The sequence below is a fragment of the Yoonia sp. genome, assembly GCF_042093035.1.
Classification (GTDB): domain Bacteria; phylum Pseudomonadota; class Alphaproteobacteria; order Rhodobacterales; family Rhodobacteraceae; genus Yoonia.
The window spans coordinates 1-13,558 of record NZ_JBELFI010000071.1 but is presented as its reverse complement, the minus strand read 5'-3'; the positions used below and the strand labels follow the sequence as shown (position 1 = coordinate 13,558).

Here is a 13,558-nt window from a genome sequence, read left to right as displayed (position 1 = left end):
GGGGAGGCGCAGCGTCTGCACTGCGAATATAGAGCGGCGCGGGACGCAAGGTTTCGTCGCTCAATCGCGTGGCCGCAATCTGGGCGACTGCCTCAGTCAGTTGGGATGCTGTTTTCTGCGTGCCTGCTGGCGCGTCGACCTGTACAGGTTGCGTAATCCCCTCTGCGGTGAAAGTCTGGACATAGCTTTGTTGGCGCGGCGCAGGAATTGAGGCGGTATAAGGGAGAGGTTCCTGAAATGCGCGCGCATCGAACCCATTCACGCCAATAGCTGGTTTGCCCAACCCCAACGCGAGACCGCGCGCGGCACTGAGCGCAATCCGTATACCCGTAAAGTTCCCCGGTCCGACGCCAATGCCGATACCGTCGAGATCGGCCCAGGTTAGGTCAGCCTGCGACAGCATTTCCTCCAGCATCGGCATGAGATGTTCGGCCTGCCCCTTTGCCATGTCATCCACGCGAGACATTATTTCGTCGCCCAAGAGCAAAGCGGCGGCGCAATGCGCCGCCGATGTATCAAATGCCAGGATAACAGGCTTTCGGATGGCCACGACGAACCTCCGTTCAGGCCGCGACGGGGCGCACTTCGACCACTTCGGGGATATAATGGCGCAGCAGATTTTCGATCCCCATTTTCAAAGTCAAAGTGGATGAAGGGCAACCAGCGCAGGCCCCTTGCATATGCAAGTAGACGATCCCGCGCTCAAATCCGTGAAACGTGATATCACCACCATCCTGCGCGACGGCGGGACGGACGCGTGTATCCAGAAGCTCTTTGATTTGGCCCACGATCTCGCCATCCTCGCCGGTGTGTTCGGCATGACCGCTGGCAGGCTTATGGTCGTCAGCCATGACTGATTGGCCGGATTGGTAATGCTCCATGATCGCGCCAAGGATGCCGGGCTTGATATGATCCCATTCTACATTGTCAGCTTTTGTGACGGTCACAAAATCGATCCCGAAAAAGACGCCCGTGACGCCACCTGTCGCAAAAATGCGCTTGGCCAAAGGGGATCCTTCGCCAGCTTCCGCACTGGGAAAATCCGCGGTGCCGACTTCAAGTACGTTCTGGCCGGGCAGAAACTTCAGCGTTGCGGGATTTGGTGTTGATTCTGTTTGAATGAACATGGAGGCCAACCTTTTTTGTCAGGCTTTAGATATGTGCATCTTCGGCCCGCCTGTCAAGGTTTGGAATGATTCTAAGTAATCGCCTCGAGTCGTTCTTTTGAGATATCGCCCGGCACGATCGTAAAGGGGATCGGAAGACTACCAGCATGGCGGGTCATATGCGTCACCAAGGGGCCGGGGCCCTTGTTATCGTCACCTGCGCCAAGGACGAGTACACCGATTTCAGGGTCTTCGTCGATCTGGGCGATAATCTCGTGGACGGGTTCGCCTTCGCGGATGATGAGTTGGGGGTCGACGTTTTGTTTGTCGCGCATCCATTTGGCAAAGACTTCGAAATGAACTTCGATGCGTTCGCGGGCCTCCGCGCGCATGATTTCACCGACGCCAATCCAGTGATTGAACTCATCAGGTGGAATAATGGCCAGTACCGCGACACCGCCACCGGTATGAGAAGCACGCATTGCTGCGAAACGCATCGCATTCAAACACTCGCGGCTATCGTCCAAAACGACCAGGAATTTACGCATGGCTGTCTCCCTCTTGTGGTTGACTGTGACCTATGATCGCGTGACTGGCAATCTCAGAATGTGTGTGCGCTGGCCGCCCAATCCCAATACATCTCGCGGACTTGCCGCGTGATAGGGCCGACCTGATACTGGCGGTCTTCAAATGCGGAGACCGGCGTGACCTTGGACATATTGCCGGACATGAACACCTCATCAGCGCTTCTGAAATCGTCAAATGTCAGCACGCTTTCATGCACTGTCGTGCCATTTGCGCGCAGGTTCGCAATGTGCCTCGCGCGGGTAATGCCTGCCAGAAACGTACCGTTTGCGATGGGTGTGAAGACGTCTCCATCCTTGACCATAAAGACATTGGCCGTCGCAGTTTCCGCAACATTTCCCATGGCATCGGCCACAAGCGCATTGCCAAAGCCGCGGGCGCGCACCTCGGTCAGCATCCTTGCGTTATTGGGATAAAGGCAGCCTGCCTTGGCGTTCACAACCGCGTCTTCCATTACGGGTCTGCGAAACCGGGTCAGGCCGAGAGTTGTTGTGGCGGTCTGGGGTGCGAGCGGGATTTCTTCCAGACAGATTGCGAAACCTGTCTCATCCGGGGTTGGCACAATTGCGGTATGATCTCCGTGGATCGCCCAATACATTGGCCGAATATAAACTGCGGCATCCTTGGGAAAATTGGCCAAGCCTTCCAGCGTGATCGCGATCAAATCCCTTGTGCTGACCGTCGGAGCAATCATGAGAGCCTCGGCTGACGCATTCACACGCGCGCAGTGCAAATCCAGATCAGGTGTTAGCCCGTTGATGCATCTCGCCCCGTCAAAGACTGTTGTTCCCAGCCAGGAGCCATGATCGGCAGCGCGCATGATTGGCACATCGCCTGCGTGCCAAGCGCCTTTGAAATAGGTCCATATCGTCTTGCTCAGCGCCATCTTGAATCTCCCGTTTGCACGAAACACTAGGTGCTGCACAAATTTACGTAAAGGGCACGATTTAAGGGCTTTTGGGCCACGCGTCTTTTGAAATACGTTGCAGTTGAAAGACGTATGACCTGTTCCCGATGCTATTTAGCTCCGGAGTAGCCCCACGATTTCATAGGTGTCGCGCAAGATCGGCTCTGCGATTGCCCGTGCTTTGGCGGCACCTTTGCCCAAAATGCGATCAATCTCAGCGGGGTCTGCCATGAAGCGCGCCATCTCCTGCGAGATCGGGGCCAGTTGTGCAACTGCGAGATCAGCCAGAGCTGGCTTGAATCTACCCCATTGCGCCCCTGCATATTCCGCAATGACCGCTTCGGGAGTGGTGTCATTCAAAGCCGCGTAAATCTCCACCAGATTGCGCGCCTCTGGGCGGCCTGCCAGATCTTTGAAGTTTTCTGGCAGCGGCTCTGGATCGGTTTTCGCTTTCTTGAACTTCTTGGCGATCTTGTCCGCGTCATCTGTCATGTTTATGCGTTCCATGTCGCTTTCGCCGGACTTGGACATCTTCCTGGTGCCGTCGCGCAAGTTCATGATCCGCGTCGCCGGGCCGTCAATAACGGGTTCGGTTTGCGGGAAGAATTCGACCTTGAAGTCATGGTTGAATTTATTGGCAATGTCGCGCGTAAGCTCAACATGCTGTTTCTGGTCTTCGCCGACCGGCACATGGGTCGCGTGATAAAGGAGAATATCAGCGGCCATCAGCGCTGGATATGCATAGAGCCCGAGCGAGACTTTCTCCGCATTGCTGCCCGCCTTGTCTTTGAACTGGGTCATGCGGTTCATCCAGCCAACACGCGCGACGCAGTTGAAGATCCAGCCCAATTCAGCATGGGCCGCAACCTGACTTTGGTTAAAAAGGATGGATAGGCTTGGGTCGAGACCAGCGGCCAGATACCCTGCGGCCACTTCGCGGGTCATATTGGCCAGCTCTTTTGGGTCTTGCCACACGGTTATCGCGTGCATGTCGACCACACAATAGATCGTTTCCATCTGCCCCTGCATCCCCACAAAGCGTTTGATCGCGCCAAGGTAGTTGCCCAAGGTCAATCCGCCAGAGGGCTTGATTCCGGAGAATACGCGGGGTGTGAATGTCGTCTTGGGCATGGTGCAAAAGTCCGGGGCTGGATTTCAGGGCTAGGCGCGTTTACCCATGCCAGACAGACCCGTCAACTTCAACAAGCCAAAGGCAGTTGCCACATGGAACCTGACGATCATCAGCCGCCGCAAAGCCCGTTCAATGCGATCCCGCTTGTCGTGATCGCATTGACCTTACTTATCTTGGGGATTGAGGCCGTTTTTCAGATGGCCAATGCCGGATTGATCGGCGGTCCGCGTGGCGTGGGATGGCGCCTTGCAGCAGTCGAAGAGTTTGGCTTTTCCGGTGCGGTGATGGACCGTGTGTTGGAACGCGGAGATTATTCGTTTGATCTGCTCAAGCGTTTTGTAACTTACGCTTTCATCAATGTTCAATTGACGCAGGTTGCCTTTGCGGCTGGCCTGACGCTCGCGCTGGGCAAATTCGCGGGTGAATATTATGGCGGCACAAAAGTGCTGTTGATCTATCTTCTTACCGCCGTCTTTGGCGCTGTGATTTATGGTCTTGCCGTTGAGGGTCGCGTGCCGTTGCTTGGAAGTTTTACGCCTGTCTATGGGTTGATCGGGGCTTATACCTACGCGCTCTGGCTGCGATTGGGTGAAGCCGGTGAAAAGCAAATCTACGCGTTTCGCTTGATCGGGTTTCTATTGGGTTTGCAGTTGCTGTTTGGTTTGCTTTTTGGCAGTGGCCAGCAATGGATCGCAGAGCTTTCGGGGTTCGCCGCCGGGTTTTGTATTTCGGTGATTTTAGCGCCGGGCGGTTGGGAGGGCATGCTTCAACGGCTAAGACAGCGATCCTAGCGGCGCAGGTTTCGCTTCAGCTCTGACAGGCGGAACGCGCCAAGCAGGTGACCAAGCCCGAAGTAGCCCATTATTCCGGTCAAGACCAGGATGAGCAATGCAAGATAACGTACCGTTGCTATCCCGAAGAGCGGCTGCATGACCATGGCCGCGATCACAAGGATGCCGCCCATCAAGGCGGATGCCAGGACGATACGCAACACGCGTGTCTTGAAGCGGGCGTCGAACTTCGCAGCATCACCCATTGATCTTGCTCCGCGTAGCAGAAGGACAACCATCGCCCAACTTGTCAAAGACGTGCCAATTGCGGCGGCTGCAAATCCGATGAGCGGCGACAGTCCGATTGCCAACGCTGCATTGAGAACCATTGCGACGAGCGCATAATAGAAGGGACGTTTTGTGTCCTCGCGTGCGAAGAACAGCGGATGAAGCGTCTTTTGCAGAACGAAAGCCGGAAGGCCCATGCCGTAAATGGCAACGGCCAGAGCTGTCGCGGCTGTATCTTCGCTTGTGAATGCGCCTCTCTCGAACAGGACACTCACCAAGGGAAGCGGCACGACGATCAGCGCGACGGCCGCCGGAATTGTCAGCGCCAGACTGATCTCAGAGGCCCGATTAAAGGCGTCACGTCCGCCGACTTCATCGCCCGCCCGTAAGCGCCGCGATAAATCTGGCAACAGCACAACACCAATTGCGATACCGACAACGCCCAGGGGCAGTTGGTAGAGCCGGTCGGCATAGTTGAGCCAAGCAACCGCGCCATCAAAGAAACTGGCGACCTGACGGCCAACGAGCAAGTTGATTTGCACCACGCCACCAGCGAGCGCGGCAGGGGCTGCGATAATCGCCAGACGCTTCAGTTCGGGCGTCATCTTCGGCATCCCGAGCTTGAGCGCATAGCCGGCGCGCTTTGCCGCAAACCAAACGACGGCGAGTTGTGCAATACCTGCCACAGGCACGGCATAAGCCAGCGCCTGACCGAGGTAGGATTGCCCTGCGAAATCGGCGCAATCACACCCGAAGCCAGCAATGAGCAGGGCTGCGACAAAGATGATATTGAGAAGAACAGGTGCTGCTGCCGCCGCCGTGAAGCGCCCTGTTGCGTTCAAAACGCCGGAGAGGAGTGCGGATAAGGAAATAAACAGGATGTAGGGAAACGCGATCCGGCCATAGTAGACGGCAAGGTCAAACCGCTCAGATCCCAGAAATCCGCTGGCCATCAACGTCACCAAGGCTGGCATGAATATGACACCGATGACGGTAAAAACCGTAAGCACCCCCGCCAGTCCAACAAATGCGTCTTGGGCAAACCGATGCGCGTCTTCGTCGCCTTCAAGTTTCTTTGAGAACATCGGCACAAAGGCCATGTTGAACGCGCCCTCTGCGAAGAAACGGCGGAACAGGTTCGGCAGTGAGAAGGCGACCAGAAAAGCCTCTGCGACGGGTCCAGTACCGAGGTAGGCTGCGATCATAATGTCGCGCACAAACCCCATGACGCGGCTCAGCAACGTCCATATCCCGACAGTGAAGAAGCCTGCCATGAGGCGGATGGGCTTCACGCTTTGCCCGCCCGATCAGCGCCCCTCGCAATGGCCTCGCGCAGCTTGTTTTCGAGGGCTGCGCGTTTTGATCCTGCATGGTACTTCAGCCCGAACGTATCCTTGACATAGAAGGTATCGACCACCTGTTCGCCGTAGGTCGCAATCACGGCTGACGCGATGTAGACGTGGCTTTCGGCCAGCGTCCGCGTCAAGTCATAGAGCAGGCCCGGGCGGTCGCGTGTATCGACTTCGATAATTGTGTAAATTTCTGACCCGTCGTTGTCGAAGCTGATACTGGTGGGGACGCGAAATGCGCGCTCGCGCTTCTTGATCTTGTCCTTGTCTTTCAGCGCCTCTCTGGCGAGTACCTCACCTTTCAATGTACGCTCGATCATTTTGCGCAGACGCGGCAGGCGCGATGCCTCATAAGGGTTGCCGTCATTGTCTTGCACCCAGAAGACGGCCGTCGCGTAGCCGTCCTTTGAGGTATAGGTGCGCGCATCGACGACGTTTGCGCCCACAAGCGCCAAGGCACCCGTCATGCGGCTGAACAAACCGGGATGATCGACCATGGCAAAGCAGGCGCGGGTGGCGTCGCGGTCGGCATCCAGCATCAGGTCGATCTTGATCTCATCATCGGAAATGTCGCGCAGGAGGTCTGCAAAAATAACTTGGGCGGACAATGGCAGACCTTGCCAGTAGGGACCGTAATGCCGACTGATCTCAGCTTTGAGCGCTTTGGCTGGCCAGTCTTCCAGCCGCGCACGCAATTCACGTTTCGCTTCGGCTTCTTGATGCCCGCGGTTGAGGTCCTCAAGACCAGTTTGCAATGCCGCCTTGGTCGCTTTGTATAGGTTGCGGATCAGAACCGCTTTCCAGTTGTTCCATGTACCAGGCCCGACGCCGCGAATATCGCAAACCGTCAGCACCGTCAGAAGGTCCAGCCGCTCAACCGATTTGACGGCGTTCGCAAACCCGCGCACGGTGCGCGGCTCTGAGATATCCCGCTTTTGCGCCACATCTGACATCAACAGATGATAACGGATCAGCCATTCAACAGTTTCGCAGTCCTTCTTGCTCAACCCCAGACGCGGCGCGACTTTGCGTGCGATTTGCGCACCCAAGATTGAATGGTCTTCGTCCCGCCCCTTGCCGATATCGTGGAGCAGCAATGCGATGTAGAGAACCTTGCGGTTCACACCACGTTCAAGAATGCCCGAGGCGACCGGAAGCTCTTCGATCAGCTCCTTACGTTCGATCTGGGCGAGGTTGCTGATGACCTGAATTGTGTGTTCGTCCACCGTGAAGTGGTGGTACATATTGAATTGCATCATCGCGACGATGGGCGCAAATTCGGGAATGAAGGCCGCAAGTACGCCCAATTCGTTCATGCGCCGCAAACCCCGCTCAGGGTTGCCGTGTTTCAACATCAGATCGATGAAAATCCGCCGCGCCTCGCGGTCGTTGCGCATGTCCTCGTCGATGAAGTCAAGATTTGCCGCGACAAGCCGCATCGCATCAGGGTGCAACAGCGTGCCTGTCCGCAGGGCCTCTTCGAAGATTCGCAGCAAGTTCAGCTTGTCATTGAAGAAGGCCTTTTCATCCGCAACTGTGATCCGGTTTTGCTTGATCGCATAGGGGGGCTTTGCCCGTTTCTTGCGGGTCAACAGCCGATGCAGCATCGGTTCTGGTTTCGTGTGGTTGGCTTCCAGCGCTGTCAGAAAGATCCGGGTAAGCTCGCCCACGCGGGTCGCATGACGAAAGTAGTCTTGCATGAAATGCTCGACCCCGCGCCGCCCGCCGTGGTCGGTGTAACCCATCGCCGCCGCCACATCGACTTGCAGGTCAAAAGTGAGCTGATCCATCGCGCGTCCTGAGATCAAATGCAGATGGCAACGCACAGCCCATAAGAAATCTTCAGCGATAACGAAGGTCTTGAATTCATCGGCCGAAAAGACCTTCAGGTTGACCAGTTCGGCTGCGTCTTTTACGCCGTTTACGTATTTGCTGATCCAGAACAGTGATTGCAGATCACGCAACCCGCCTTTGCCCTCCTTGACGTTTGGCTCCACCACATAGCGCTGGCCACCTTGTTTGCGGTGCCGTTCAGCCCGTTCGGAGAGTTTTGCTTCGATGAAGTTGCGGGCTGTGGATTTGAAGAGATCCTCCCAGAGCCGCTTGCCCAGTTCTTGCGCCAGTCCCGGATCACCGTCGAGATGCCGGTACTCAACCAGAGACGTGCGAATGGTGTAATCCTCGCGGGCCAGTCGGACGCAGTCTTTGATGGTTCGGCTGGCATGGCCCACCTTCAGTTTGAGATCCCACAGCATATAGAGCATGGATTCGATGACGCTCTCCGCCCAAGGGGTGATCTTGTAGGGTGTCAGGAAGAGCAAATCGACATCCGATTGCGGGGCCATTTCCCCGCGTCCATATCCGCCCACTGCAATGAGCGAGAGCCGCTCGCCGTCGGTGGGGGTGGGAAGGGGATGCAGGTATTGGCGCGTGATCTTTAAGACGGTTCGGACGATCTGATCCGTCAGCCAGCAATAGGCCCGTGTCGTCGGCCTCGCATCAAAAGGGTGCGCACGAAACGCCGCAGCGATGGCCGCCATGCCTGCCATGCGCGCCTCCGTCAGCACGCTGACAGTCGCCTGGCGTACCGCCTTTTCTGACACCGCATCACTCGCTCTGGCGGTAATTTGCTTCCAAACTGCCGCGCTATCAAAGATATCCGCAGCCGGACAAATCAGCCCGTCAGGCAAATCTGCGACCACTGTGTTTGGCTGCTCAGAGGCCAGGAGCGCCGAAGCTTCTTGGGGCTTGTTCAAGGATCACGACCTGATTGTTTTGGATGGTGGCCACTGCGAGAGCCCTTTCGTTCAGGCCGTTTGGCAAGAGACGAAAGACGCCTGCCGTACCCCGAAAACCTTGTGGTTGGGTGAGGGCCTCTTTGGTCAGCGCGCCTGAGTTGCCCGCTGCGGCCAACGCGCCGATGGCTGCGATGCCATCATAGGCCAATCCGGCAAGCGGGTGAGGTGGCGCGCCAAAGGCTGTTTCATAGCGGTCGGAGAAGAGAGTTGCCGTCCCTTGGTCAGGCAACGCAAACAGGCCGCCCTCCAATCCGGGCAATGACAGTAGTTGTGGCAGCGTGTCCCACCGTGTCAGGCCAATGAAGCGTGATTGGGTGGTGTCCATCCCGGCATCTGGCATTGCGGTCGCAACAATTGGTAAATCTGCATTGGCGCTCGCGGTGGTAAAGACCGCTTGGGCGCCCGAGGCGCTGACATTTTGCTGAATACGCTGCGTTGATGCAAAGATACCCTGTTGAGAGAGCGGATAGCTTTCGATGCCGACGACCTCTGCGCCATTCTGGCGGATTGCCGCGCTGATGGCATCACGGCCAACATTGCCCGACAGATCCTGACCATGTAGCACCATGTAGCGGCTGATACCTTGGCGGCTCGCGTACTGGACGAGGCGGTTGGCTGTATTGCTGAAGGTGGCACCGAGGATAAAGACGTTGCCGCCCGCAAATGCAGGGTTATTCGAGAACGCAAGGACGTTTACATTGCGCCCCGCGATCGCAACCCCGGCGGCGTTGGCGGCTTCACCGAAAAGTGGGCCAATGATGATTTTTGCACCATCATCGACGGCTGCATTCGCTGCGAAAGCAGCCTGTTGCGGGTCGCCACCTACGGTATTGTAAACGCGTAGATCAATGCGCGCGCCTTGCAGATCCGCGATCGCTAGCCGTGCTGCGTTCTCAAAGTTTTGCGCCAGTTGATTATCGCTTTCCCGCGAGGAAGCGCCCGGCACCAAAAGCGCCACTTGAATAGGTTTTGTGAGGTCAATCCGCTGCCCAACATTGGCATTCGGCGCAAGACTGGTTTCACACGCAGCAAGCCAGAACAAGGAGAAGACCGCGAAAAAGCGGATCAGCGACTTGCGGGCATTCGTGAAACGGGCAAACATGAGCGGTATCCCTTTTTGGACCAAGCGATTTGCCTGCAATATTTCACGCGCAGGATTTCGCAAATTTAAGGGTATCATAAAGCAGGGGGGGCGCGGGTCCAGATATGAATTTCAACATCAAGCCACTCTCCGCCGGGCTGTACTTTGTTGCAACACCAATTGGCGCTGCGCGCGACGTTACTCTGCGTGGGCTCGATATTCTGGCCTCCGCTGATCTGATCGCAGCAGAAGATACGCGCACGGCACGCAAACTGATGGAGATTCACGGCGTGCCATTGAATGGACGTAAGGTTGTAGCGTTCCACGATCATAGTGGGGAAACTGCTGTTAGGCGCTTGCTGGCCGATATAAAGGGCGGTAAATCAGTGGCTTACGTATCAGAAGCCGGGACGCCGTTGGTGGCCGATCCCGGTTATGAGCTGGGTGTTGGCGCGATTGCGGAAGGGTTGCATGTGGTTTCTGCCCCCGGTGCGTCGGCTGTGTTGGCCGCCTTGACGGTTTCGGGATTGCCGACGGACCGGTTTGCCTTTGTAGGTTTTTTGCCCAATAGCGCGGAGCAGCGGAAATCGGAGATCGCGGTTCTGCGCGATGTGCCTTTTACGCTAGTATTTTATGAAAGTCCGAAGCGTGTTGGGGAAATGTTAAGTAATTTGCGCGATGTGTTGGGGGGCGAACGACGGGCTGTTGTGTGTCGGGAGTTGACGAAGAAGTTTGAAGAGGTGACGCGCGGAGATCTTGATAAGTTGGCCGATGACTTCGCAGGACGTCAGGTAAAGGGCGAAATTGTCGTTCTGGTTGGGCGTTCTGGTGCAAAGGCCGTGTCTGATGATGACGTGATCGCGGCACTCAAGGACGCCATGCAGACGATGCGTGTCAAAGATGCTGCGACTGTTGTTTCTGGTGCTCTGGGTTTGCCCCGCAGGCAGGTCTATCAGATCGCCTTGGGCTTGGGAGATGAGGATTGAGTGGACTGACAAGCTATCATTCCGGACGTGTGGCCGAAGATCTCGTGGCGCAGGATTATACACGCAGAAACCATGCAATTGCTGCCCGCAGATGGCGTGGGAAGTCTGGTGAAATTGATCTGATTGCCCGAAAAGGTGACACAGTGGTTTTTGTCGAAGTTAAAAAAAGCCGAAGCTTTGCTGCCGCCGCAGCAAGATTGGGGCAACGTCAGATGGATAGAATTTGCGCAAGCGCAAGTGAATTTCTGTCTGGCGAGCCACTTGGGCAGATGACGCAGGTGCGGTTTGATCTGGCAGTGGTCAACAGTGTCGGTGCGTTGGAAGTGATCGAAAACGCCTTCATGGAAGCCTGACAGCCATTGCACAGGTGGCCCTGCTGCGCCATGTATTCGCTGAACAAAAGTTAGTGAGGCGCGCCCATGTCGCTCAAAATTGCATTCCAGATGGACCCGATTGGGCCGATTGATATCGACGCGGACAGCACCTTCCGTATCGCTGAAGAAGCACAAGCCCGCGGGCATGAATTGTTCTACTATACGCCTGACAAGCTCGCTTACGATCAGGGTCGGGTTGTGGCCACGGGATGGCCGCTTTCGGTAAAAAGGGTGAAGGGCGACCATTTTGTGCTTGGCGAGGCGCAAACAGTCGATCTTGCTGATTTCGACGTTGTATGGCTGCGTCAGGATCCGCCCTTTGACATGGGTTACATCACAACGACGCATATTCTGGACATGGTTCATCCCAAAACGATGGTGGTGAATGATCCGTTTTGGGTGCGGAATTATCCCGAAAAGCTCTTGGTTTTGAATTTTCCGGACCTCACCCCACCGACTATGATCGCCCGCGATTTGGAAACGCTCAAGGCGTTTCGCGGCCGTCATGGTGATGTGATCTTGAAGCCGCTTTATGGCAATGGTGGCGCTGGTGTGTTCAAGCTAAGGGCGGATGATAGCAACCTTGCATCGCTGCATGAGCTTTTCACCGGCATCAATCGTGAGCCATTGATTATGCAACAATTTCTGCCCGCTGTATCAAAGGGTGACAAGCGCGTCATTCTTGTGGATGGTGAGCCGGTCGGCGCAATCAACCGTGTACCTGCCGCCGGCGAGACCCGTTCAAACATGCATGTTGGTGGTCGTCCCGAGAAAGTTGACATGACCCCGCGTGATCTGGAGATTTGCGCGCGGATTGGACCACTTTTGCGCGAAAAGGGGCAGATATTTGTGGGCATCGACGTGATCGGCGATTGGTTGACAGAGATTAACGTGACCTCGCCCACTGGCATTCAAGAGCTTGAGCGGTTTGACGGCATTAATATCGCCGAAAAGATTTGGGAAGCGATCGAGGCGCGCCGCTAGTTTTCACTTTTCATGGGTAGCCGAAAGCTGACGGCCTCTGCAACGTGCGGCTTTCGCAGGTCTTTGCTGCCTTGCAAATCCGCTATTGTTCGGGCGACCCGCAAAACGCGGTGATAGCCGCGTGCCGACAGCCCAAAGCGTTCGGCGACACGCGCAAGTAATGCGCGTCCCTCCGCATCAGGTGTGGCGACTTCTTCCAGCGCCGCGCCCTCCAAATCGGCGTTGACACGTATCTCCGGGTGGTCGCGGGTTCGGGCAGATTGGATATTACGCGCCGTGGCGACGCGTTGAGCGACGACCTGGGATGTGTCGCCGTCTTGGGGAAGATCGAGATCAGTGAACGCGACAGGCGGCACGTCTACGCGCAAATCAAACCTGTCCATGAGAGGCCCCGAAATCCGCCCCAAATAGTCTTCGCCACAAAGAGGAACGCGTGCGCAGGCGCGTGACGGGTCTGTCATGTATCCGCATCTGCAAGGGTTTGCCGCCGCCACAAGCATAAAGCGGCAAGGGTAGCGGACATGGGCGTTGGCCCGCGCGACAACAACCTGACCCGTTTCGATCGGCTGCCTTAGTGTTTCCAAAACGGCACGCGGGAATTCCGGAAATTCATCCATAAAAAGCACGCCGTTGTGTGCCAGACTGATCTCTCCCGGTTTTGCGTTTCGGCCGCCGCCCACGATTGCTGCCATTGACGCGGTATGGTGCGGTTCGCGAAACGGGCGCGCGCGGTTGATCCCGCCTTCATCAAGAAGGCCCGAAAGCGAGTGAATCATCGATGTCTCAAGCGCTTCTGCCGGGGTCAGCGGCGGCAATATACCTGGAATGCGGGCTGCAAGCATGGATTTTCCCGAACCCGGTGAGCCGACGAGAAGTAGGTGGTGGCGGCCTGCTGCCGCAATTTCCAAGGCCCGTTTTGCGCGCTCTTGGCCTTTGACTTCTGACATATCGCGGGTGGACGTGCTTGCTGTCGCCTCTCCCGGCTTTGCAGGCGTCATCACGGACTGTCCGGTGTAGTGCCGGATGACATCAGTCAAAGTCCGCGGTGCGATGACAGTTGCCGCGCCGACCCACGCCGCCTCAGCTCCGCATCCGTGCGGACAGAGCAAGACCCTGTCATCTCCTGCCGCCGTCATTGCCGCAGGTAGTGCGCCGATCACCGGACCGAGACTGCCATCCAAGGAGAGTTCACCCACTG

13 protein-coding genes are annotated in these 13,558 nt (G+C 56.6%); 4 read left to right on the top strand and 9 right to left on the bottom strand.

Annotated features, from left to right (window positions below; translation table 11 throughout):
• The 5 genes from tsaB to trpS all read right to left on the bottom strand — a co-directional run.
• On the bottom strand, window positions 1–550 hold a 550-nt coding region (gene tsaB / locus ACFDSS_RS09880; protein WP_375255579.1), incomplete at its 3' end, for a tRNA (adenosine(37)-N6)-threonylcarbamoyltransferase complex dimerization subunit type 1 TsaB.
• A 13-nt stretch (window positions 551–563) separates the two neighbouring features.
• Window positions 564–1,127, bottom strand: a complete 564-nt coding sequence (locus ACFDSS_RS09875; RefSeq protein WP_375255578.1) for a NifU family protein — start codon at window positions 1,125–1,127, stop codon at window positions 564–566.
• A 71-nt stretch (window positions 1,128–1,198) separates the two neighbouring features.
• Window positions 1,199–1,654 carry a universal stress protein gene (locus ACFDSS_RS09870; protein WP_375255577.1) on the bottom strand — a complete coding sequence of 152 codons (456 nt, stop codon included), beginning with the start codon at window positions 1,652–1,654 and terminating at the stop codon, window positions 1,199–1,201.
• Window positions 1,655–1,707: 53 nt separating this feature from the next.
• The gene (locus ACFDSS_RS09865) at window positions 1,708–2,577 is read right to left on the bottom strand and encodes a branched-chain amino acid aminotransferase (protein WP_375255576.1); all 870 of its coding nucleotides are present in this window, start codon (window positions 2,575–2,577) and stop codon (window positions 1,708–1,710) included.
• A gap of 135 nt (window positions 2,578–2,712) precedes the next feature.
• Window positions 2,713–3,729, bottom strand: a complete 1,017-nt coding sequence (gene trpS / locus ACFDSS_RS09860) for a tryptophan--tRNA ligase (protein ID WP_375255575.1) — start codon at window positions 3,727–3,729, stop codon at window positions 2,713–2,715.
• A 93-nt stretch (window positions 3,730–3,822) separates the two neighbouring features.
• On the opposite strand from trpS, the gene ACFDSS_RS09855 reads away from it, so the two are divergent.
• On the top strand, window positions 3,823–4,521 hold the full coding sequence (locus ACFDSS_RS09855) for a rhomboid family intramembrane serine protease (protein ID WP_375255574.1): 699 nt from the start codon (window positions 3,823–3,825) through the stop codon (window positions 4,519–4,521).
• Here the strand turns inward: ACFDSS_RS09855 and murJ are convergent.
• From murJ to ACFDSS_RS09840, 3 genes are read right to left on the bottom strand one after another with little or no spacing between them, the layout of a single operon-like run.
• The gene (gene murJ / locus ACFDSS_RS09850) at window positions 4,518–6,080 is read right to left on the bottom strand and encodes a murein biosynthesis integral membrane protein MurJ (protein ID WP_375255573.1); all 1,563 of its coding nucleotides are present in this window, start codon (window positions 6,078–6,080) and stop codon (window positions 4,518–4,520) included. The two genes, ACFDSS_RS09855 and murJ, sit on opposite strands and share 4 nt — an antisense overlap.
• Window positions 6,077–8,863, bottom strand: a complete 2,787-nt coding sequence (locus ACFDSS_RS09845; protein WP_375255580.1) for a [protein-PII] uridylyltransferase — start codon at window positions 8,861–8,863, stop codon at window positions 6,077–6,079. The genes murJ and ACFDSS_RS09845 overlap by 4 nt, the downstream gene beginning before the upstream one ends.
• The gene (locus ACFDSS_RS09840; protein WP_375255572.1) at window positions 8,853–10,037 is read right to left on the bottom strand and encodes a penicillin-binding protein activator; all 1,185 of its coding nucleotides are present in this window, start codon (window positions 10,035–10,037) and stop codon (window positions 8,853–8,855) included. Before ACFDSS_RS09840 ends, ACFDSS_RS09845 begins: the two co-directional genes overlap by 11 nt.
• Before the next feature lie 104 nt (window positions 10,038–10,141).
• On the opposite strand from ACFDSS_RS09840, the gene rsmI reads away from it, so the two are divergent.
• The 3 genes from rsmI (at window position 10,142) to gshB (ending at window position 12,360) form a co-directional block, all read left to right on the top strand.
• Complete coding sequence (gene rsmI, locus ACFDSS_RS09835) at window positions 10,142–11,002, top strand: 16S rRNA (cytidine(1402)-2'-O)-methyltransferase (RefSeq protein WP_375255571.1); 861 nt, start codon at window positions 10,142–10,144, stop codon at window positions 11,000–11,002.
• Window positions 10,999–11,355 carry a YraN family protein gene (locus tag ACFDSS_RS09830; protein ID WP_375255570.1) on the top strand — a complete coding sequence of 119 codons (357 nt, stop codon included), beginning with the start codon at window positions 10,999–11,001 and terminating at the stop codon, window positions 11,353–11,355. The genes rsmI and ACFDSS_RS09830 overlap by 4 nt, the downstream gene beginning before the upstream one ends.
• Before the next feature lie 66 nt (window positions 11,356–11,421).
• Complete coding sequence (gshB, locus tag ACFDSS_RS09825) at window positions 11,422–12,360, top strand: glutathione synthase (protein WP_375255569.1); 939 nt, start codon at window positions 11,422–11,424, stop codon at window positions 12,358–12,360.
• On the opposite strand, the gene ACFDSS_RS09820 is transcribed toward gshB, so the two are convergent.
• On the bottom strand, window positions 12,357–13,558 hold a 1,202-nt coding region (locus tag ACFDSS_RS09820), incomplete at its 5' end, for a YifB family Mg chelatase-like AAA ATPase (protein WP_375255568.1). The genes gshB and ACFDSS_RS09820 overlap by 4 nt on opposite strands.

Coding starts and splice junctions, on each gene's coding strand:
- ACFDSS_RS09875 (WP_375255578.1), bottom strand. CDS start 1,127: ATGTTCATTCAAACAGAATCAACACCAAATCCCGCAACGCTGAAGTTT.
- ACFDSS_RS09870 (WP_375255577.1), bottom strand. CDS start 1,654: ATGCGTAAATTCCTGGTCGTTTTGGACGATAGCCGCGAGTGTTTGAAT.
- ACFDSS_RS09865 (WP_375255576.1), bottom strand. CDS start 2,577: ATGGCGCTGAGCAAGACGATATGGACCTATTTCAAAGGCGCTTGGCAC.
- trpS (WP_375255575.1), bottom strand. CDS start 3,729: ATGCCCAAGACGACATTCACACCCCGCGTATTCTCCGGAATCAAGCCC.
- ACFDSS_RS09855 (WP_375255574.1), top strand. CDS start 3,823: ATGGAACCTGACGATCATCAGCCGCCGCAAAGCCCGTTCAATGCGATC.
- ACFDSS_RS09840 (WP_375255572.1), bottom strand. CDS start 10,037: ATGTTTGCCCGTTTCACGAATGCCCGCAAGTCGCTGATCCGCTTTTTC.
- rsmI (WP_375255571.1), top strand. CDS start 10,142: ATGAATTTCAACATCAAGCCACTCTCCGCCGGGCTGTACTTTGTTGCA.
- gshB (WP_375255569.1), top strand. CDS start 11,422: ATGTCGCTCAAAATTGCATTCCAGATGGACCCGATTGGGCCGATTGAT.